Annotated in this window: 19 protein-coding genes and 1 riboswitch; of the genes, 8 read left to right on the forward strand and 11 right to left on the reverse strand. The window is 36.3% G+C overall.

What is annotated here, in order from left to right; translation table 11 throughout:
- Positions 1–5 precede the first annotated feature (5 nt).
- The 7 genes from BMX30_RS08160 to galE all read right to left on the reverse strand — a co-directional run bounded on the left by BMX30_RS08160 (position 6) and on the right by galE (position 8,409).
- A complete protein-coding gene (locus tag BMX30_RS08160; protein ID WP_090743463.1) occupies positions 6–1,232 on the reverse strand; it encodes an O-antigen ligase family protein in 1,227 nt (408 codons plus the stop codon).
- Complete coding sequence (locus BMX30_RS08165; RefSeq protein WP_090743464.1) at positions 1,216–2,319, reverse strand: glycosyltransferase; 1,104 nt, start codon at positions 2,317–2,319, stop codon at positions 1,216–1,218. The genes BMX30_RS08160 and BMX30_RS08165 overlap by 17 nt, the downstream gene beginning before the upstream one ends.
- A complete protein-coding gene (locus BMX30_RS08170; protein ID WP_090743467.1) occupies positions 2,320–3,690 on the reverse strand; it encodes a phenylacetate--CoA ligase family protein in 1,371 nt (456 codons plus the stop codon).
- On the reverse strand, positions 3,687–4,973 hold the full coding sequence (locus BMX30_RS08175; protein ID WP_170843825.1) for a lipopolysaccharide biosynthesis protein: 1,287 nt from the start codon (positions 4,971–4,973) through the stop codon (positions 3,687–3,689). The genes BMX30_RS08170 and BMX30_RS08175 overlap by 4 nt, the downstream gene beginning before the upstream one ends.
- Before the next feature lie 134 nt (positions 4,974–5,107).
- Entirely contained in the window at positions 5,108–6,172 is a 1,065-nt protein-coding gene (locus tag BMX30_RS08180) for a glycosyltransferase family 4 protein (RefSeq protein ID WP_090743473.1), read from the reverse strand.
- Positions 6,173–6,177: 5 nt separating this feature from the next.
- Complete coding sequence (locus tag BMX30_RS08185) at positions 6,178–7,041, reverse strand: glycosyltransferase (RefSeq protein WP_090743476.1); 864 nt, start codon at positions 7,039–7,041, stop codon at positions 6,178–6,180.
- 360 nt (positions 7,042–7,401) lie between these two features.
- Positions 7,402–8,409 (reverse strand): UDP-glucose 4-epimerase GalE, encoded by a 1,008-nt coding sequence (gene galE, locus BMX30_RS08190; RefSeq protein WP_090743479.1) that lies wholly within the window; start codon positions 8,407–8,409, stop codon positions 7,402–7,404.
- Positions 8,410–8,801: 392 nt separating this feature from the next.
- On the opposite strand from galE, the gene BMX30_RS08195 reads away from it, so the two are divergent.
- From BMX30_RS08195 to BMX30_RS08210, 4 genes are all read left to right on the forward strand, one after another.
- Positions 8,802–9,722, forward strand: coding sequence for an LCP family glycopolymer transferase (locus tag BMX30_RS08195; protein WP_090743482.1), 921 nt, complete (start codon positions 8,802–8,804; stop codon positions 9,720–9,722).
- Between the two features lie 135 nt (positions 9,723–9,857).
- Complete coding sequence (locus BMX30_RS08200; RefSeq protein WP_090743485.1) at positions 9,858–10,331, forward strand: Hsp20/alpha crystallin family protein; 474 nt, start codon at positions 9,858–9,860, stop codon at positions 10,329–10,331.
- A 262-nt stretch (positions 10,332–10,593) separates the two neighbouring features.
- Positions 10,594–12,837 (forward strand): SpoIID/LytB domain-containing protein, encoded by a 2,244-nt coding sequence (locus tag BMX30_RS08205; RefSeq protein ID WP_090743488.1) that lies wholly within the window; start codon positions 10,594–10,596, stop codon positions 12,835–12,837.
- A 265-nt stretch (positions 12,838–13,102) separates the two neighbouring features.
- A complete protein-coding gene (locus BMX30_RS08210) occupies positions 13,103–13,567 on the forward strand; it encodes a hypothetical protein (protein WP_090743490.1) in 465 nt (154 codons plus the stop codon).
- Positions 13,568–13,658: 91 nt separating this feature from the next.
- Here BMX30_RS08210 and thiT read toward each other — a convergent pair whose 3' ends face one another.
- Entirely contained in the window at positions 13,659–14,246 is a 588-nt protein-coding gene (gene thiT, locus BMX30_RS08215) for an energy-coupled thiamine transporter ThiT (RefSeq protein ID WP_090743493.1), read from the reverse strand.
- 78 nt (positions 14,247–14,324) lie between these two features.
- Positions 14,325–14,434, reverse strand: a riboswitch (TPP riboswitch).
- 96 nt (positions 14,435–14,530) lie between these two features.
- On the reverse strand, positions 14,531–15,433 hold the full coding sequence (locus BMX30_RS08220) for an acetamidase/formamidase family protein (RefSeq protein ID WP_090743496.1): 903 nt from the start codon (positions 15,431–15,433) through the stop codon (positions 14,531–14,533).
- A 138-nt stretch (positions 15,434–15,571) separates the two neighbouring features.
- Here BMX30_RS08220 and BMX30_RS08225 point away from each other — a divergent pair, with 138 nt between their 5' ends.
- Positions 15,572–16,063 carry a VanZ family protein gene (locus BMX30_RS08225; RefSeq protein ID WP_090743499.1) on the forward strand — a complete coding sequence of 164 codons (492 nt, stop codon included), beginning with the start codon at positions 15,572–15,574 and terminating at the stop codon, positions 16,061–16,063.
- Between the two features lie 66 nt (positions 16,064–16,129).
- Here BMX30_RS08225 and BMX30_RS08230 read toward each other — a convergent pair whose 3' ends face one another.
- Together BMX30_RS08230 and BMX30_RS08235 are read right to left on the reverse strand one after the other, a co-directional pair.
- Positions 16,130–17,311: a toxic anion resistance protein gene (locus tag BMX30_RS08230; RefSeq protein ID WP_090743501.1), complete on the reverse strand. Its 1,182-nt coding sequence runs from the start codon at positions 17,309–17,311 to the stop codon at positions 16,130–16,132.
- The gene (locus BMX30_RS08235; RefSeq protein ID WP_090743504.1) at positions 17,308–18,135 is read right to left on the reverse strand and encodes a 5-bromo-4-chloroindolyl phosphate hydrolysis family protein; all 828 of its coding nucleotides are present in this window, start codon (positions 18,133–18,135) and stop codon (positions 17,308–17,310) included. The genes BMX30_RS08230 and BMX30_RS08235 overlap by 4 nt, the downstream gene beginning before the upstream one ends.
- Before the next feature lie 399 nt (positions 18,136–18,534).
- Here BMX30_RS08235 and BMX30_RS08240 point away from each other — a divergent pair, with 399 nt between their 5' ends.
- The 3 genes from BMX30_RS08240 to BMX30_RS08250 all read left to right on the forward strand — a co-directional run bounded on the left by BMX30_RS08240 (position 18,535) and on the right by BMX30_RS08250 (position 21,731).
- A complete protein-coding gene (locus BMX30_RS08240) occupies positions 18,535–19,131 on the forward strand; it encodes a DUF5317 domain-containing protein (protein WP_090743507.1) in 597 nt (198 codons plus the stop codon).
- A 661-nt stretch (positions 19,132–19,792) separates the two neighbouring features.
- Positions 19,793–21,145, forward strand: coding sequence for a diguanylate cyclase (locus BMX30_RS08245; protein ID WP_244532532.1), 1,353 nt, complete (start codon positions 19,793–19,795; stop codon positions 21,143–21,145).
- A 58-nt stretch (positions 21,146–21,203) separates the two neighbouring features.
- Positions 21,204–21,731 (forward strand): NUDIX domain-containing protein, encoded by a 528-nt coding sequence (locus BMX30_RS08250; RefSeq protein WP_090743512.1) that lies wholly within the window; start codon positions 21,204–21,206, stop codon positions 21,729–21,731.
- The last annotated feature ends 557 nt before the right edge of the window (positions 21,732–22,288 follow it).

Consider the following 22,288-nt stretch of genomic DNA (forward strand, 5'->3'; position numbering starts at 1 on the left):
ATCCCTCATGTATTCCTATTTAAATTTCCATCCTGATAATTACTAAAGAAGTAAATCAAGAATCCAAATACAGTAAAAAATATAACACCAAAATCGAAATAGCTTACCTGTGCAAAATCAATAATTAATTTCAAAAACAGCAGAGCGACTACTATATTTAGTCTTGAATTTATCCCTAATTTTTTAATTGACTGTACGAGAACATAAACTATAGGCAGATAATATATAATTAGGGTAATAAAACCTCCATTCAGTAACATTTCCAAATAGTTATTATGTGAATATGTTCCTATATCTGGTGTATTATCGAAAAAGTACAAATAAGGAGGGAACAACATTAGAATTGAATTATTTACCCCTACACCCATGAAGGGGTTCTCTTTAACTATCCCCCAACTTTCTTTTATAAGCCATACTCTGTTATAAGCACTCTCTGTTGCTTTAAGTTGGTTGGGATCCGAAAAAACAAGAATAAATCTATTAAGCCTTTCAGAAATTGGATTATCAATTACCATTATAGTTACCAATGTTATTATTGCTAAAATAACCAAGCTTATCTTTTGTTTTCTATCAGCTCTTATAAATCCATACAGTGCTATTAAAAGCAATATAATTATCAGGCCCTTTAACGAGGAGCTAATAAGAATTAATACTAGAGAGAAGAATACTAAAGCTATCGCAACCACTCTTTGTTTAAAATCATATTCTTTCAAAAAGTATAAAAGGACCCCAGATAAACTTGCTGTTAATACCGCAAACTGATTTCTATTATAGAATATTCCTGAAAAATACCCATTATCATAGGTAACGATACCTAAAAAGAATAGAACAAGTGTGATTATACTAATCGATATCCAAATTACATTTACATTCAATAAAAAGAAAAGTAAATTGTCTTTATTATTTAACAACAGCTTTATCAGACTATAAGACACTGTTATATAAAAAACAGATATTATAATGTACTTTAAATGCAGCCCAATATCAGTTGCAAAAAATGTAAAGAGCAAAGGGAATAATACCCAAAAAGTTAATAAAGTAAACGGTAATATATTTACTTTAACATTAATATCCCCTTTATATATCTTAATAAAGAAACAGAAAATCAAAATAACCCCTGCAAACCAGTTAATATAAAAAAATGGCGCATCCATTCCAAATGTAAATAAAACAGCCATTCCCATCAGTAATAAAAAGTACTTATTTCCAATAAAGTTATTTTGAGAAAACATCCGAACCCTCCAAAACTGCTAAATATTTATCCACTATACTTTCCTTTTTGAACGGCGTTGAGGAATTTTTTATTATCTCAATGTCCCATTCTTTTCTAAGTGCTAGCATTATTTTATTAGCTAAGTCTTGAATATTTAAATATTCAACCAAATACCCGTTAATATCATGCCTTATTATTTCACTAGGTCCAGAAGGACAATCAAAAGAAACGACAGGGGTTCCTACTGAAATTGACTCAACTAATACGTTAGGGAATCCTTCATATAACGAGGAAAGGACAGTTACCTTTGCATTGGCATAATGGGGTGCTATGTCGTTACAGAATCCCTCCATAATAACACTTTTTTCAATACCCATTTTTTTTATCAGGCTGGAAATTTCCTTTTCTAATGGACCTTCTCCCACTATCCTTAGTTTTAATTCAGGCACTTCTTTTAAACAGATTTTTAAGGCTTCTAGTAAATTTTGTATTCCCTTTTGTTTCGACAGTCTCCCGACAAACAATATTTCATCGTTTTTTTTAACTACACTACAAGAATCCCCATAATTCTCCAACTTATTAGAAACTGGGTTATTAATAACATTAATTTTTTCAGGTTTAAAATTGTAATATTGAACCAAATCTTCTTTCATACCATTGGACTGAGCAATAACTTTGTCAACATTATTATATAACCTTTTTATAATGATATGAACAAAGTACTTATGCCACACCGATTGCTCATTACTCCTTTTAACACTTAGCACATTTATATTCCTAGCTATAATTTCAAATTTAAATTTAAAAAATGTTCTAAAAAACACCAATATTACAGCCAACTCATGATTAAATACTAAGATTTTACTAGGCTTATTTTTGATTAAAAATTGTAGTAAACTTAAAGCACTTTTCCTTGCATTTGGCTTATTCAAATTAACTAATTCAACTTTATTATCGAGATGACTATCGTAAATAGAGTTTTCTAAGTTTAGGACAGTTAGTCGAACATTAAATCCCCTACTTACTAATTCATTAGCAACCGTAGTACAAACTCTTTCAGCTCCCCCACCTCTTAAAGAGCTTATTACCAAATCTATTTTATCCATTTATCCTTCCACCTTTGAGATAATATATCTGTATTTCCCAGATGAAGTAGGGGGGATATTGTTAACAAACTCGTAACTAATATTACATTCTTTACCCATAACAAATTTAATTTTATCAGTAATCTCATTTAACTGATTTTTATAAACCAGATGTGGATCGTTATTAGGCGATTGTAATACTATTTTTACCTTTACTTCATTATAATCTTCCTGTATGATTTGAAACTTTCTTATCCATTTATCATACAGTACTACACCTACAATATGAATTAAATATATAGGGATTACTATACTACCGTCTGGACGGATAAACCTGTCAGTAATTCTCCCTGATACTTTTTCAAGCAATGGAAATCCTCTACCGCAACTACATACTTCTCGACTAATTGTACCTGTATCACCGATACGATACCTTAACAACGGCATTGAGAAGTTTGTTAAAGGAGTAACAATCAGCTCCCCTTCTACTCCATTTTTCGCAGGAGTACCATCTGGATTTATTACCTCAATAAAGTGTGTGAGACTAGAAATATGAAGTCCATTGTGGTTACTACATTCACAAGCAATATCTCCAACCTCTCTCGAACCATATCGGTTAAATATTTCTGTGTCAAATACCCTCTCTATTGTATCTCGCATATGAGGATATAATGTACCTGCTGAAGTCATAATCGATTCAGGGGAGTATACTTTTTTATTATTCAGTTCAATATATCTAGCCAATTCATATATACTTTCGACATAAGCTAAGATATGGTTGGGTTTCATATTATTTATTTCATCTAAGAATTTTTCCATATCTTCATTGTTCATTCTAAAAGCGTTTAGCCATTTCTCACTCTTAATTAATCTTCCGACCATTGTTTTAAGCGTTTCTTTACCAACAAATAGATCCCTTTCTGAACCCCAAAGCCTTATAAGGCTATCACCAAAATCTATTCCAGCCCACTTATTAAATAGGAACTTTACCGCCATCATCCAATCATAGTACTCTTTATCTTGAATAAAAGAAACCGGTTCTCCAGTTGAACCTCCAGAGCTATTAACAAAGCTTTTTCTATTCTTGAGGTCGTTAGATTTAAGCTCCTCAAAGCGTTCTATTAAGTCTGATTTTTCTAATATTGGTATATCAGTAAACCTTTTTAAATTTACCTTGTTATTTTCTACAATCCCCTTGTTATCCATCAATTGTCTATAGTACGGCACATTATAGTAGGAATGAAGAATTATCTTTTTAAGCTTTTCTTCTTGGATTTCTGTTATTTTTTCCGGAGGAAAAAACTGGATATCCTCAATAAGTTTTAATTTTTCCAGCGAGCCACCTTGGGATTTAATTTTCATTTTATATATTGAACTTCTAACAAATTTCATTCTGAATTCCCTCCTCTATAGGGATATTTCACTTTAAAATAATAAAAAACAAAAGCAATTAACAATGAATTAAAGAAAAAACCCACTAAGCTATAACTTATTATGCTTACTAACGGGTTATTTATTATCCCCCCAATAACTAAAGCAACCACTCTAAACACCAATAGACCAACCTCATAAAATAATAAATATTTCTGAAGCTTATACATTTGAATTGACACTATGGAGGGGATATTAAAAAAGCCAACGAAGAGACTTATCGCCATCCATCTCGCATAAATACCTGCATCTTCCCATTCCCTTCCTAATACTACTGAAAACAAATCAGGACCGAATGTTATTAAAAGAAAAATAGGAATTACTGCAATTGCAGCAAGACCTAATGTAACTTTCTTAAATAGATTAAAAACATTTCCCTGAGTATTTTCTAACTCAGCTGCCTTTTGAAAGTAAACACGTCTTACTGACTCTCCAATTAAGTTAAATGGTAACATCAAGAACCTTATGCAAATTGCATAGAAACCAACAATTGTCGGAGAAAAATATAAAGCAAGAATAAATGCCGGGGCATTCTGGGATATAGAATTAATAAATGCTTGCGGGGCATTATATAACGGAAATTCCTTATATTCCTTAAAAAGCTCTTTCATTCTGATAAATTTTGGGCTATTAAAAATCCTCCTATCTTCCCTAAAAATTTGAGAAGATAAAATAAATGTCGCTAGAAATTGTCCTAAAATCTGCCCCAAAATCAACCCTACTGGACCAAGTTTTAATAAACCACCAGCTAATTGACCACCTACAATACCTAGTGACCTAACGGTCTGGGAAATAGATAGTCTTTTAAAGCTCTTTTTTCTAGTACTCCAATAATTCAAACTATTATACATTCCAATTAACAGAATTGAAACTGGTATCCACAGTAAAAAAGGTTCAATTTCTTGTATATTAAGACGCTGTAATAGGCCGCTATCAATCAACGAAAAAGATATAACGAGTGATAACAAACTAACAGCAGCTGTAGTAATAATAGAAAGATATAATAGCTGTGAAGCATCAGTTGTTTTTTTCGGCAAAACTATTGATAATTCGAACTTGAAGGTAGAAATACTTGTTAATACACTGATAATCGCCGTGAATAAACTCAAAATACCAAATGAAGCAGGGGTATATAACCTACTTAAAACAGGCGCAGCTAACAGCGTAAGAACTTGTGCAATTGCTGTCCCTGTCATAAGTAGTGTAATATTCCTTGTAAATTGGGTGTTTAACTTATTAATCAATTTTTTAACTTCCCTTAAATTTATTATCATAACATCACGTTATTTAAAACCAACATTTACCAATTAAAGGGTCGACATTTTCTAGAAGCTATATTCAACTAAAATTTATTAAAGACTTCATTAAAATAACGAATTTAAACTTTAATCCTCCCAAAAACTTTCCTGTAAAACGAAATAAATGGCCTGTATCTTACATTGACGAGCCCCACAATCTCTGCAATAATTTCTAGAAGAATTAAGAAAGAGAATAACAGAATTATGGAACCTAGCAAGGTAGTCCGTGAAAACATGATTGCTATAAAACTGAACATCACACTCATTCCATATATCACCAAAACTGTGTTCCTATGCGAAAAGCCAAGTGAGAGTAAACGGTGATGTAAATGTCCTTTATCAGGTTCATATATAGGTTTTTTGTTTATTATTCTCCGGATAATCGCAAAGGTAGTATCAAACACTGGTACACCTAATATAATTATCGGGACTATAATACTAAATAATGTTGCACTTTTAAATAACCCCAGAAGAGACAGTATTGAAATACTATAGCCTAAGAAAAGAGCACCAGTATCTCCAAGAAAAATCTTTGCAGGATTAAAGTTAAAGTATAAGAAACCCAAGCAACTTCCTATCAGGATGAGGGATAAGGTTAGTACCAGGGTATTACCACTCATTGCAGCTAATACAGCAATTGTTGAGATTGAGATAACTGATATCCCCGTTGCTAGTCCGTCCAAACCATCAATCAGATTTATCGCGTTAGTAACCGCTACTATCCAAAATATCGTCAATGGATAGGACCATAATCCAAATTCTACAACTCCGTACGTAGGTATATTTATAAACTCAATCAATAAGCCAGATGCAGTAACGATTGAGGCAACTGTCAACTGAATGACAAACTTAATTTTAGCCGAGAGTTCAAACTTATCATCAAAAATTCCTAAAACCACAATAATAAGTGCCCCTATTAATATAGTAGGCATTTTTTCGTTTTCCACCCCACTCGCTAGAAAACCCACTGTACATCCAATAAAAATGGCTACTCCACCAATTCTAGGCATGATTTTTTGGTGTACCTTACGATAATTCGGTTTATCCGTGGCGCCAATTTTAAAAGCTAATTTTATTATGAAAGGGGTCACTACTAATGCTGTTAATAAAGATATTAAAGTCACAACTAATAAAGAAAAGCTCATCTATATTATGCCTCCATTTTTGAATGATACTCTTCTTTTGCCCCTAAACGCTGTCGTGGATCAATGTGTTTGCTAAACTTTAAAGCAACTCGTTTTAGAAAATCAGGCATTAATCCAAGTATTACGGGTATAGAAGTATAAATGATCCGTTTCGCCAATGCGTAGTTTAATGCTCTTGTCCCATTCCATCGGATTTTAGCATCTATTAAACGGTGTTTCATTTTGCGTTTTGATACATGGTTATCTATCATTCTATAACTAAATAAAAATTCCGGTATATTGGCTAACTCTAAATTAACCGCAAGGCATCTGTACCACAAATCATAATCTTGAGCTAACCTATATTTCTCATTGTACCCATTAACTGATTTTATCTTTTCCGTTCTCATCATTACTGTTGGATGAAGCATAGGATTTGCTTTCCCAATCATATTCTCAATTGAAACCACGTCAGTTGGGACATACCTCTTCCCTATTTCTCCACCGTTCTCATCAATGTTATAGGCCCATGTTCCTACAGCAGATACATTCTTATTATTTTCCATAAAACTAATTTGTTTTTCAAAACGTTCAGGATGAGAGATATCATCTGCATCCATTCTTGCAATGTATTCCGTATCACTCAACTCTATTAAAATATTTAGGTTCTTAGTTAATCCAATATTCTTGTCATTTGTCTGTACAAGTTGAATTCTACCGTCCTTAATATTCAACTCTTTAATAAGTGAAACTGTATTATCCGATGAATTATCATCAATTATCTTTACTATAAAATTTGTATACGTTTGGTTTAGAAGGCTATTTAAAGCCTCCTCTAAATATTTATCAGCATTGTATGTGGCCATTATTACAGTTAGTTTAGGTTCCAACTCTATCACCAACTTTACTAGATTTTTTTCTACAAATTCTTACAAAAACCTATGTCATTATATCATTGGTATATAATAATATAAATAGGTTGATGCAATAAAACTGTATATTAATGTAATAACCTTGTGACAAAACAACCATAATATGGGAATTGCATAGTTTATAGCAGATATATATTCATTATGCCTGCAATATTTTTTCTATATTACAGGTACTTACTATTAGTTAACTGATTGTAACTGTGACTGAAAGCATAAAAAAAGTTGCCTAAATCCTATTCATGGAGTTAAGCAACTTTATATAAATAACGTTTAGAAACATTAACAGAACTCAATACCACCATTATATACAAAAAAAACCTAATATCCGCTAGGGTTCAGTTTTTGCCAATTCCATGCATCTTTACACATATCCTCTATTTGCTTAACAGCAACCCAATCTAATTCTTTCATTGCCTTTGAAGGGTCTGCAAAACATACAGCTATGTCCCCTGGCCTTCTATCAACTAATTTATATGGAATAGACTTGTCTGATACTTTTTCTAGTGCCGAGACAATTTCTAATACACTATACCCGTTGCCGGTTCCTAAGTTGTATGCTTCAATACCATTTGATTTGATGACCTTTTCAAGAGCTTTTAAGTGCCCCTTGGCAAGATCTACAACATGAATATAATCCCTCACTCCAGTACCATCAACTGTAGGATAATCACTACCAAATACCTTTAGTTCTTTTAGTTTACCTATAGCCACTTGGGTTACATATGGCATAAGGTTATTTGGGGTCCCACTTGGATCCTCACCTATTCGACCACTTTCGTGGGCTCCAATAGGATTAAAATATCGTAACAGAGCGATACTCCAATTATTATCTGAAACAGATAAATCTTGTAAGATTTCTTCAATCATCAACTTAGAACGCCCATAAGGATTTGTAGCGCTTAATGGCATATCCTCAGTTATAGGCATCCTTTCAGGCATTCCATATACAGTTGCAGAGGAACTAAAAACAAGGTTTTTTACCCCATAATGGTCCATTACTTCACAAAGATTTAGTGTACTAGTAATATTATTGTGATAATACCTTAGAGGGATTGAAACTGATTCCCCTACTGCCTTTAACCCAGCAAAGTGGATTACAGCTTCAACTTTGTTTTCGGTAAAAACTCTTTGTAGAGCTTGCTTGTCAAGCAAATCCACTTCATAAAAGCGGAAATCTCTCCCCGTAATTTCTTTAATACGATTTAGTACCTCTGGTTTACTATTTGAAAAGTTATCAACAATTAGAATTTCTTCCCCATTGTTTAACAACTCTACACTAGTATGACTGCCAATATATCCAGCACCACCAGTTACTAATATAGCCATACACATTCCCTCCTACCTTTTTAATAATTAAAAATAAACCAACTAACTTTTATTACTAATACATAAATTTAATTCCTTTTAAACGAAAACTAGGTGTTCAATTGTATAATTAATAATAGCAAAGTTACCATAAAAAATAAAAAACTGATTTCCGTTCAGATTACTGATTACTCTCCTGTCAGGTTCATATCCCCTGCATGAACTCATCGGTTTGTAGATACAATACTTCCTTGATAGCTAATCCGCTATAAAAAAAGCAACAGTTTATATAGAAGTATAAAAATAGAAATAGCAGTAGTTTGACTATAACCATACTTTTCTTATATTCAAATGAATACTTTTCTGATATTCTAAAGCTTGAATGGGAAATGTAAAGTTATGGAGGAAGTAAAATGAGAGCTGAACGTAATAAGAAAAGAAAATGGCCACGTATAATTGCAATTATCTTCTTACTATTAATTGTTTCTATTGGAGCTTATGTATTTAATGTATATAGATCATTAACAACGGCAGTAGACACGATGCATGAACCTATAACTAGGGAACGAGAACCTAGACCTATTACATTCGAAAAGGCCGACCCTTTCTCAGTACTGATGCTAGGGGTCGACGAACGCGAGGGGGACAAAGGGCGCTCAGATACCATTATAGCTTTAACCGTAAACCCTAAGAAAAACTCAATTAAAATGTTAAGCATTCCCCGTGATACTCGTACTGAAATTATTGGTCGGAATACATTAGATAAAATCAATCATGCCTACGCATTTGGTGGCGTAGAAATGTCAATGGATACGGTAGAGAACCTTCTCGATATTCCAATTGATTATTATGTGAAAGTGAATATGGAGGGCTTTCAGGATATTGTAGATGCCGTTGGGGGTATAGAAGTTAATAACAGTTTTGAATTCACCGAAGACAAGATTAAATTTGCACAAGGAAACATTAATTTAAATGGTGAAGAAGCACTTGCCTATGTTCGTATGAGAAAACAAGATCCTTCTGGTGATTTCGGACGACAAACACGCCAGCGACAAGTCATCCAGGGAGTCATAAACAAAGGTGTTAGCGTTGGTTCATTAACAAAGTTTGATAATATTTTTGATGCTCTTGGAAATAACGTAAAAACTAACGTTACATTTGACGAAATGGTCGGCATTCAAAGTAACTACCGTAGTGCTGCAGGAAATATTGAACAGATGAAGATTGAGGCCAGCGGGGTTTACATCGACGGAATTTCTTATCAACTTATTTCGGAGGAAGAACAACAAAGGATCCAAAATGAACTTAAAGCACATTTAGGCATTACTGAATAAGTTTAACAGAGAGCACTACCTATGCAATTAGGTTGTGCTCTTTTTCGACCTAACCTCCCCATTGCAGGCACCCACCCACGCCTACATGCATAAGGTATTAGAAAACGACTATGCATAAAGGAGTGTAGAGCGGTTATGACAAAGAGACCTGATAATTCGAAATTACCAGAAAAGCCGGAACCATTTGGGAAATGGTTTAAGCCATTTCAGGAACTGTTGAATGAACCTCCTGTAAAAGGTCTTCTCGAAAACATCGATGAGTTCTTTCGGCAACCGTTATTTCCAAAGTCGTCCTTTCAGGTAGATGTTCAGGATCGGGGAGATAAACATCTTGTTACTGCAGCACTACCAGGGGTAAGAAAAGAACAAATTGGAATCGACATTATAGGAGATACTTTAACAATTTCGGTTAAAAAACAAGATATCCTAACGGAGGAAGACGATAAAAACAAAGTCTATCGTCGCAGCGAATCCTTGCAGCGCTCTATCAGGACACTTTCCTTTCCGCACCCTATTGAAGAAAGAAAAGTCAAAGCTTCTTATCGGGATGGACTTTTAGAAATTTCAATTCCGAAAGTGAAGGGAAAGACGATAGAGATTCACGAATAAAAATCGGTAGGAAACATTATTCTCCTTGTTATGTACCTGAACATGTTTAATAATTATCCTCTGTAATTATCACCCTTGAAATGAAAATCATTTAAACCTTACCCGGGATATCCAGTAGATGTTTCGGGTATTTTATTGCCCCTAAATCTACAAAACTTTCAAAAAAGGAAATAAAAACTACTTTACCAATCTACCTTTCGCGACGATAATTGAGCTTGAAAGAGCCGATTTTATAAAAATCAAATAGCGAAGGGGTCAAGGAATGAAGGCGTTTAAGCGTGGTCTATTGATTGGGATTACTTTAATGTTGATTCTATCTTTAATACCAAACCTTCCTGCTCAGGCCGCAGGGGAACCCGTTTTACAGGTTGCATTAAAAAACTATCTTGGCAATGTAAAAGAGATCACTTTGAATCCTGAAGTAGACTATTCTACTAATTTAGGAGATACCAAGCTTGTCGCGAAGCAATCGTACAGGCTAACTATAAATAATGGAAACATTGTTCTTTTTAGAGGAACAAGCGAAATCGGTCGTGGGACGACGATTGACATCAAGCCCCTTCAAGGAAATGGGCCAGTTTCTATCAACACCCGTCCGTACCTAGGAACTTTTAGGTTTGTAATAGAAAATGGGAACCTTAGGCCAATTAACTCTATTGGTCTTGAAGACTACCTAAAGGGTGTTGTTCCTGCGGAAATGCCTGCGCTCTGGAATATGGAAGCATTAAAGGCACAGGCTGTCACTGCTCGGACGTATGCAATGGGCTATCCGAATCGCGTAATTGATGATACGCAAGGTTATCAAGTATACAGTGGATACGCCTGGCATGAGCGATCAACAGAAGCAGTTCAGTCTACTGTGGGACAAGCCATTACTTACGGTGGGAAAGCAATTGGTAGCGCCGCATTATTTTCATCAAGCAATGGGGGCAAGACAGAATCTAACTTTAATGCATGGGGAAATGCTGCTCTTCCTTACCTAGTAATTAAAGACGATCCTTTTGATCCTAAAACAGCCTGGAATTTTAGCATAAAAAAGCAACAGATTGATGTTTCTAAGCTAGATCTTTCTAAGGCTAACTTGTGGTGGAATACAGTTAAAGAGAGCGAACAAACGGCTGTTATTACTAATATCAAAAACTGGTTGAAGACTAACGGCTATTCCGGTAAAGACATCAAGATTGCTGCTGTACCTACTTTATCTCTACATGCACAAGGTTCGGGTGGCCGCGTTAGCAAAGGCAGCATCACGCTTGAATTTTTAGTGAAGGAACAGGAAAAGGCGGTTTTAAATCGGCTTAAGCTTATTGATGTTCCGGCTTCAAGAATTAGAGCGATGACCGGCACAACCATAATGAAAAGTTATTTAGTAAACAAGATTGATAGTTCAGGAGATTCAATTCTTGTGTCGGGTGCCGGATTCGGACATGGAATTGGTATGAGCCAATACGGGGCGAAAAAAGCTGGTGAGTTAGGAAAAAACTATAAGGAAATCCTTGGTTTTTACTTCGATAAGACAACTGTGACCAGCGTTTATCAAGTTGCTCCAGTGGCTGTTGTTGTAGAGCCTGCTTCTGCACCAGTTGTAACAGCTCCGGTTCCAGTTGAACCAACGCCGGTGACAGAGCCGGTTATGTCTGCGCCCGTGGTTGTGACTCCAGTGGCTGAAGCTGATGTAAAAGACACATTAGCCCCTACCATTGGGTCCGTGAAAACAACGCTTGATTCAAGTAAACAGCAGGTCAATCTAAGCTTTGCGGTTAATGAAGCAGCAAAAGTATCTGTTTATGTAAAGGATCCAAAGGGAGCTATTACAGGCTTTTTAGTGAAGGATTTACAAAGGGCTGCTGGGAACCAAACACTGACTTGGGATGTTTCTAAAGTGAATAACGGAAATTACAGTTTTGGGATTATTGCAGTCGATGGCAGCAACAATCGAGGATCGGCTTTGGTTTCTTATGCTTTGAATAAGCCAGCTCCTGTTAAAGTAGCCCCAAAGAAGAAGGATACAAAGGCTCCAACGATTAAAACGGTGAAAACATCGTTTGATACGAAAAAGAACCAAGTTAAAGTAAGCTTCGCTACCAATGAGACAGCGAAAGTCACGGTTCAGGTAAAAGATTCAAAGGGGAAAGTTTTGAGCACCTTGCTTAACAACTCGAACAAAGCAGCAGGTAATCAAGCTGTCGTTTGGAACGTTAGTAAAGTGAATAACGGAAAATACACGATAGTTATTACCGCAGCGGATAGTAGCAATAACAAAGGTACCGCGTCGAGTGCGTATACGTTAAACAAACCTAAGCCTGCACCTAATAAGATGACTGGTAAAGTCAATGTGAATGTATTAAACATTCGTTCGACTGCGTCTACTAAAGGGAAGATTGTCGGTACGGTGAGAAGAAACCAAACGGTCACTGTCCTACAGAAAACAGGGTCTTGGTATAAGATTCAATACGGACGAAAGACAGGTTTTGTAGCTGGGCAGTATTTATCAAATGTTAAATAGATTTGAAGATTGAAACCGGCGTGGAGTGCGCTGGTTTCTTTTTTTCTCAGTACTAGGAATATAATATACCCCATACCGTATTCAACAACCAATATCCATACAAATAGTTAACCCGTTTATTCATTTTTGGTCAAATTCACCATTAATATAGACTATGTCAGGGGGGCAATTAGCAAATTTTAAACTAAAAAAGACTTTAAAACATAAATCCTACTGCTTGTTCATATGATTTTTATACTAAAACTTACATTAGGGGGATCCATACATGCGAAGAAGACGAGTCCCTCCATTCTTATTTCCACTAATCATTATATTCGTCATTTGTCTGCTTTTATTTGGATTAGGGTCTTGGCTGTTTTCGAGTGAGCGAGATGCCCAAGCAGTAGTTGAGGATTTTTATACTTATGAGGCAGCGGGAGAATTCTCAAATTCGTGGGTATTGCTTCATCCTTTTATGCAAGAGAGATTCTCCAAGACGGCCTATATCCAGGATCGTACCCATGTCTTTATCGGTCACTTCGGTGCTGAAACCTTTACATACACCATTGGGGAAGGAGAAAAAGTAGAAGGATGGAAGATGGAAAAAGACCGTTCTCCTTTTGATAAGACCTATAAATATCTCGTCACTCAACACTACAAAGGTAAATATGGAAAGTTTAATTTTCAGCAAGAGGTATATGTGACCAAGCATAAAGACAATTGGAAAATTGTCTGGGACTACAATGAATAGAAAAAGGTGCCTAACCCCTAGTGCATGGGATTAGACACCTTTTGTATTTATAATCAATTTTATTAATCAAACGTTTGATTAAAGTACAAAGTTATTGTGTCGTCAAAGAGCTATTGCCTTTTTTCATAATCAACCTATTCGATGCCGAAATAAGAATGACAAGGACGATTGAGCAAAGTACTGCGGCCCCAAGCATGGCCAAGCCGTTGACAATTAAGGAGTACATCACTGGTGACGTTCCTTCCGGAGCATAGTCTCCCCAGAAAATGACACCGGCAACAAAATGCCAGAAATATCTTGCTAGACTGCCCACAAAGATGGCCACGACCACCCAAACGGAGACGGATAGTTTCTTTCCCTTTTGTAATGATTTCTGGATAATAGGGTGAAAAAGACCCGCAAAACCGATAAAGGCGAAGGCGATGAAATACTCGATTAGAAATTGCAGAACAGATAAAAAGTAAAAATCACCTGTGACCAGCTGTAAGATCCCCCACAGGAAACCTGAAATAAGGCTTACTCTGAAACCCCAACGAAAGGCAAGAATGAAGATGGGAACCATTGAAAATGAGATTGTAACAGCTGGTGCGATGGTAATCGCAGGTAATAAATCTAGTACGACCGCAATCACGGCAAAAAACGCGGCCTCAATTAATGCTACTAAACTAATTTTTTTCATACAAAAAACTCCCCTTTTTAGAAGTAATCAGCAAACCTCAAGGGGAGTTACATTCTACATTAAATAATCGAATGAACTTTATAAAAAATTCCACATCCCTGCGCTAGTATTATCTAAATCAGGTTCAAAGGGTCAGAACAGTCGTAGTAACTGTCCACTCTCAGCTTCAAGCTCCCCTTGTGGTTTTGCTTTATATTCATTTTTAATTCCAAACCAATTGTATCTTACCAAATCCAACTAGGCAACAGTGAATTACTGTTTTTTTAATTTTCTTACACTATTTCCTAAAATAGCTTTACCCCATAAGCATCTAAAATAGCTTTCGGGACAAAGAACCTTGCTGTCATTAACGGGTCAACAATTTGCGATACTTGTACTTGTCCTGCTGCACTAAAAAGCATGGTCAGTTCCGCTAACGTTAAATCTGTGTGCGGGAGCAACGTGTCAGCAAATATTTCTACCGCTGCCTTTGCTGCCTCGTCGAGAGTTTCCTTAGAAACAATTACAGCTACTCCTTCTTCATTTTCAACAAATGGATAAGGAATGCTCTTCCCTTTAATCACATCCAAGGTAACGGTGACTTTGCCTGGGATTTCAATTCCGGAGACCCCTATTTCTCCGTCGCCCATTGCCGCATGCAAGTCGCCAAGTCCGAATAAAGCTCCCTCTTGGAACACTGGGAAATACAGGGTGGCACCTGTAGTAATTAATGTTGTATCCATATTGCCACCATGTGCTCCAGGTGTCCCGTTGTTCACAGCGGCATCTTCTGGTGCCACTCCAATGACACCAATCATTGGATTTAGTGGCAAGTGAAGTCGCTCATTAAAGACTGCTTTTCCGTCAACAATTGGAATCATTTTCACTGTGAATTTCTCGATGCGATGGCCCATGACTCCTAATCCTGGACCTGTCGCCAACAGCCCTTGTTCGGCCAGCTCAATATCATCGATTCTCACCTTTAAGATGTCGCCTGGTTGGGCATCTTCAACATAGATGCACCCGGTCGCTGGGTTGACTCGATTCCAGTCAACCGTATTAAATGGCGTATCTTGCGATTGAATTTGATTTTGAAAACAGTCATAGGTTTCTATCTGTACGGTGGATCCAGACGGAACTTTTTTAGCCACTTGATTCTCCTTACTAAATGCATAGAAGAATGTTTCTTTTGATAAAACCTCGCTCATATATTACACCTACCTTTTGAAAATTTAAATTTTAATATCAGTTTATCACAATTCTATTAAAAATGGATTTTGCACTCTGCTAAAAGGTTTTTTTCTGTTAAAATAAATTCTTAATGTTATGGGAATAGGTGATTTAGGATGTTATCTTTGCTGCAATTTAAAGGGAATAAATTTGTATCAGGCCTATGCTATGTGTTATTTCTAGTCTATATTGGGATCGCATCCATTCTATTGTTTTTCAGTTCATATCGGAAGACAGTTAGATATGGTGAAAACGAATATTTTACCGAATACAATCTAATCCCCTTTGATACAATCATGAGATATATCAATGCAACGGGCACTATCAATACGAGCATCGTTGTAACAAATCTAGCTGGAAACATCCTGGCCTTTATGCCTCTAGGGTTTTTTCTGCCACTTTTATTTAAAAGGTATATGAAGTTTTGGAATACAACTTTACTTGTTATTCTAGCTACCCTTACGGTTGAGTGTTTGCAGTATTTCTTCCGCGTGGGAAGCTTTGATGTTGACGACCTTATCTTAAATACGGTTGGAGGAATATTTGGGTTTGGTGTTTTCAAGTTGTTATCGGTTGTACTCAAACCTCTTTTAGCTACTAAGGATTGATTAAGTTTTTATAAAAAAAGGGTTCGGAAGCACTCGTGCCGCTTCGGAACCCTTTTTTATATTGAATTATTCTCCCTTAATCTCAAGCAATTTCTGCTTTAACTCATTCTCCATATTCGCTAGTTCATGCTCGGCTTGGCGGCGTTTGGTGCGCCCTTCTTGTTGAATGCGCATCGTTTCTTCTAGTGTCGTAATCAAGTTTTCTTGAGTCTTCTTTAGGGTTTCAATGTCAACAAGCCCACGTTCGTTTTCCTTTGCGGTTTCAATCGTGTTGCTTTTCAGCATTTCGGCATTCTTTAACAAAAGCTCATTGGTTGTTTTCGACACTTGTTTTTGTGCTTCAACTGCATGACGTTGTCTAATTAGAGTTAAGGCAATCGCTACTTGGTTTTTCCATAATGGAATCGCCGTCATGATTGAAGATTGGATTTTTTCAACTAGAGCTTGGTTCGTATTTTGAATTAATCGGATCTGCGGTGCACTTTGTATCGTGATTTCTCGGCTTAATTTTAAATCATACAGTCGCTTATCCAAACGATCGGCAAACTGAATCATATCATTGACTTCTTGAAACTTCATTTGATCGTTGGTAGACTGAGCTGCTCGCTTTAAATCCGGAATGGTCTTGTTTGTTAGTTCATCAAGCTTTAGTTCCCCTGCCGCGATATAGATATTTAACGCATTGAAGTATTCTTTATTATTTTCATACAGTTTTTCAAGCATGCCGATGTCGGATAACAGGACATTTTTACTGCGATCTAATTTTACGCTAATGCGATCAATCTGAGCGCTTGTTTTCTGATACTTTGAAAGCACTTCTTGAACTGACTTTGAAATCTTCCCAAACATTCGGCCGAACAATGATTTTTTCTCTTGCTTCAAGTCATCAGGGGCTACTTCCTTCAACCGTTTCATTAGATCATTAATAATGTCCCCAACTTCACCGACATCCCCTTTTTGGACATGTTCAAGCATCGTATGGGAGAATGTCAGTAGCTTTCCTTGGGCTTGGGTTCCGTAAGAAATCATCGCTTGGTGGTTTTTCGGATCAATCTGCTCTGCAAGTTGAATGGCCTTCGCTTTGTTTTCTTCAGGGATGACATCAATTAACCGCACAGGCTTCGCATCCGTAGACTGTTTCGCTGGCTGTAGTTCCAACTCGGGACTGTCCCCACCAAACGGGTTATGAAGAAGGTCATTCATAAGATGGTCGGTATCTTTTAATAAATCTGGATTCTTTTCGCTCATTCCTTGAACCTCCTATCATTGTCCTTATCTTTAGACTCTCGACTTAACGGAATCTTTACTTCGTCTTTTTCTTCTATTTTTGTGTTGATAAAATATTTCGGCCCTTTATCTTCTGAATTTTTTTCAGAGGCTTGCTCAGATTTTATTTTCGATTCTTCCTTTGAAGTTTGGTTGACATTATTGCCACCTAGCTCATTTACCGAATCGGTTACCGTTTTAATCGAATATTTGGCAACATCGATTTCGAAATTCAAATCATCAATGTCCTCCTCTAAAACGCGGTAAAGGTCACTTTCAATTAATTTACTCATTTCCGACAAAGTTGAACGCGTTTCAGCTAAAGACCAGTCAAGTTCACGGTTTCTTTTTGGCTGAGCGGATAGGAATGCATATCTTTCGGTCAATTCAAGGACTGTATCCAAATGCGAAAAGTAAAACCGCTCTGCCTGATAAAATCGTTTCGGTTCTTTTTTCGTCATATTATGGATTTTCCGAATCATCCGAAGAAGCTCGACTCTTTCTTTAAGAGATGGCAAGTGGCGAATGGAGAACAGCGATTTATGCAAACGCGATATTTTGCGCTTACCTTCATCGAGATTCTTCTTAATATAGCGGTATTCTTTGCGTGTCAATCCATTCTTTTTAAGGAAGCGTGAGCCAGTATAAATGGATACTAGCCAATAAATGAGTGCGCCACCGGCTAAAGAAATTCCAGATGAGACAAGAAAAGTATTGTTTAAAGTAAAAAAACTGATGAGCCATATTGTAATGGCTGATGGAATAGCAACCGTCGATCGAATTAGAAACGATAAGAACGGATTCATGAGTATCGACTCCTTGCGTTATGTTTCCTTTGTATTTCATACGTATGATAAGGACCAATTGTTTCGTCTATCCGTGAAGTTTTTCATAAATGGACTCTTTTATAATAGCTAGAAGACTCCCTTATTAATTCCACAATACACGAAAATTCTCCTCTTTTCCACAGTCCAAGATGGTAGGTGTCTCTAGGGCTTAAGACGGAGGTGACATGTCCCTAATCAGCCTATATTGTTTATTTTCATAATTTAACAATAAAGATATAGCGAATTTATGAATATTTCAAAAAAGGAATTGTAAAAGTCCCTTCTTATATCTATTATATTTTATATGTATAGCAATGGCCGTTTTATAGATTTAGTTTTCTGAACTCTCACACTTTTCACTTGATGGGTGGTTACGTAGTGGTATTTGATGGAATAATTTTATCGTTTATCGTTGGACTTTTTCGTAAAGGGAATTTAAGTGGACTATCTAATTTAAAGCTAAAATGGGGTTGGGTTTTTCCCCTATTATTACTATTACAAATAGGAATATATTTTCTTCAAAATAAATATGAAGTGATTGGTAATTTTAGCGGCTACATATTTATCTTAGTCTATATCCTTGGTTTACTATTTTTATATATTAACCGAAACTATCCTGGATTTAGTATCATTTTTATAGGGGTATTTCTTAACTTTTTAGTTATGGCTATAAATGGTGGTAGAATGCCAGTATCCATTGAAGCGGCAACAGTATTAGATCCAAGTTATACTGAAGCATTAAAGCATGGTTTGTATGGTAAACACATGCTTTTAACCGAGACTACAAAACTTGGCTTTTTAGGAGATATTATTCCTTTATCTCCTCCCTATCCGCGCACACAGGTGATTTCAATCGGTGACGTCATTATGAACATTGGTATCTTCCTTTTTATCCAACATCTAATGATCGGAGACAGTGCAAAGGATAAAGATGGTGTAGAGATAAATTCCCCTCTACAAAAGGAGGTGAACTAAGATGAAGAAAAAGGTTCAAGAGTTAAACGGCAAAAACCTGTTTTTTAATGCAATTATTATTGCTTCAGTTTTAATTGCTTTAACTTCTGGTTACAGATTAATTTAATGGTAAAATAAAAGAGAAGTTAAGAGTTTCCTAACTTCTCTTTTAAACTATATATGTGAGTGATAAAAAATGGGTCTGTTTAAAAATTCAGCAAATAACTATCTTTTCATTATATCTTTTTTAGGTATCTCTGCATTTATTTCTATAAATAGCTTCTCACAACTTACAATAAATGATTGGTATATCATCTTTACTCTAACTGGAGCTATACTACTAGCTAACCACAACGTTTTAGAACTACCTCCTCATGGAAATAGTATATCTATGGATTCTTCAATCTTTTTGGCAAGTCTTTTCATGTTTGGACTTAATGTTACTTTAACCGCATCCTTACTATTTTCTATAATATATATCTTCACTCTAAGAACAACTAAATGGTGGAAGCATATATTTAATTTTGGGCTATATTCATTAATGATTATCTGTGCCTACAATGTTTTTCTTTTTACTGGTGGGGAGCAGGGTAATATAGACTTTAATGACCTCTTACCGTACACCCTGGCATTAAGTAGCTACTTTACACTAAATGTTCTTTTGATTGGGATTTACTTTCTTTTGGTTGGTTCCGAAAATATTATTATAGTATTAAAAGGAATGCTAAAAGGTACCGCTGCAACATATGTGAGTACTTTATTATTTTCTTTGGTACTCGTTGTATTAATAAGTGCCCAAAACACATTCGGCCTGTTTCTCTTTGTCTGTATCTCTTTACTACTATCTATAGCTTTCAAGCAGCACTTGAAATTATATTATGAGGCTTCTAACAAAGCGAATAAGGATTATTTAACAGGATTAAATAATCATGGGTACTTCAAAGAATTACTAGATAGTGAACTTTCAGTCGCAAGGGAAATCGAACAGCCTGTATGTGTTGCCATCCTCGATATCGATGATTTTAAAAAATATAATGATTTATATGGACACATTCAAGGGGACCAATTATTAAAGAAGTTTGGGGCATTAATCAAAAAGGAGACCGAGGCGAGGAACTTTATTGTCGCTAGATATGGTGGCGAAGAGTTTTCAATTATCATGCCAAACACAAGCCTCAACGCCGCTCTGTCTTTTATCAACCATCTTCGTAAAACAACCAATGATACTTATTTCGATGGGGTAGAAGTTCTACCCTACGAATGCCTATCCTTTTCAGCTGGAATTGCCGAATGGGAAAAAGAGACCTATAATACGTCAGAATTACTTAATAAGGCAGATATGGCATTGTATAGTGCCAAGGATCAAGGAAAGAATTTGGTTCAGATATATAACCAGCATTTCGATTATACTGCCCAACAATCTCTGAATCTCGAAAAAGACCTTGATGAAGCAGAGCAGCAATTGAAGATATTTTTATCAAAAGATGTCTACACATATCGACATAGTAAACGCGTGTATCAATATGCTGTCGATTTCTCGAACAAGCTTCAACTAAGTATTAATGAGAGGAAAACGCTCATTCTTGGCGCCCTTGTACACGACATTGGTAAAATTGAGATTCCTAGGGATATACTAACTAAAAAGGGTAAGCTTGAACCTCATGAATGGGACATCATGAAAAAACATGTTACCTGGGGAAAAGAAATCATTTCAACGGATAAAACACACGAAGACCTGATTCCACTTGTGGAGCTCCACCATGAACGGTATGATGGGAATGGCTATCCATATGGACTAAAAGGAAACAACATTCCTAAACTTGCTCGGATTCTTTGCATTATCGACTCGTTCGATGCAATGACAACCGAACGTCCATATCAACCAACCAAAACGTTTGAAGAGGCGATTGTTGAGTTAAGGGAATGTGCCGGGAAGCAGTTTGACTCGGAGTTTGTTGAGTTATTTATTGAAATGATTGAGTCGAACTTTCATTTTAAGGAATGTCCTGAAGTTCTTAATCAAGGAGCCGGATGACACTAATCTGGACAAGTAAAGGGTATCGCTAAATGTAGAATTGGAGTTGAAGAGAAGCTTGACTTGGAAAGTAAACAAATCTACTAATCAAAAAGTTGATCGTTTTGAAGTGAAGGTTGAGGATGTCACCTTACCGAATGGAGAAGAGAAGACCTTTTCTTATGTCCAATTCGCAAAAGGAGTTTGCATTCTCCCCATCACAAATGACCATCAAGTATTATGCTTAAAACAATACCGCCATTCTCTTGGGAGTTGGCAATGGGAATTACCAGCCGGAGCGATTGATGCCGCGGATGCTTCCCCGCTAGAAACAGCAAAACGCGAACTCGAAGAAGAAACTGGCTATGTGGCAGAGCATTGGCTAGAATTAGGAAGTTTTTACCCTTCCCCTGGCTCAACAAGCGAAGAAATTTTCTTATTCGCAGCCGCTGGGTTAACAGCAACCCAACAACAGCTAGAAAGCAGTGAACAAATTAAGCTCCAAAGTGTGAGCATGGATGAGCTAAAAACCTTGATCTCTGATGGGGAGTTTAACCATGGGGCTGGGTTGGCAGCGGTTTTACGTTATAAGTTTAAGACGGATTAAAAATAATGTGATTTAGCGACCTTAGCAGGTCCTCAAGTTAGACTGCAGAAAAAGCCTGAAATGAGAGAATTGAACTCATTTCAGGCTTTTTATTTTAATTTTTGGCTCTGTTAAAGATAGCTATTGATTTACGCTCCAGGCACTTCGCTTTCCGCGGGCGTTGCGGGGAGCCTCCTCGGCGCTAATGCGCCTGTGGGGTCTCCCCAGCTCCGTACTCCCGGTCGAGTAAGCGGGAACTTGTTTTCTAGTATAGATAATAAGTTCCTCACTCCTCACAGAACCGTGCGTGCGGTACTATCGCACACGGCTCTTCCTATCATCATTCACAGAATATAGTTAATATTTTTCTTCAAATCATATATGTTTACTTTAATTCTGGGTCTAGGCAACGGATATTTACTAAGGAATAAATTAAATTTATCCCAACTGAACGATTTCCTTTGGCTTCTTCTATTCATCCATTTGAACAATATCCGCTTAATGCTGTCTAAGAAGTTCGCCACTTCCTGTAAATTGTCCGTGATACAGTAGTAGTTATAGTAACCTTTGAGGGACCG

Origin of the sequence: Mesobacillus persicus (assembly GCF_900109925.1) — a bacterium.
Lineage (GTDB): Bacteria > Bacillota > Bacilli > Bacillales > Cytobacillaceae > Mesobacillus_B > Mesobacillus_B persicus.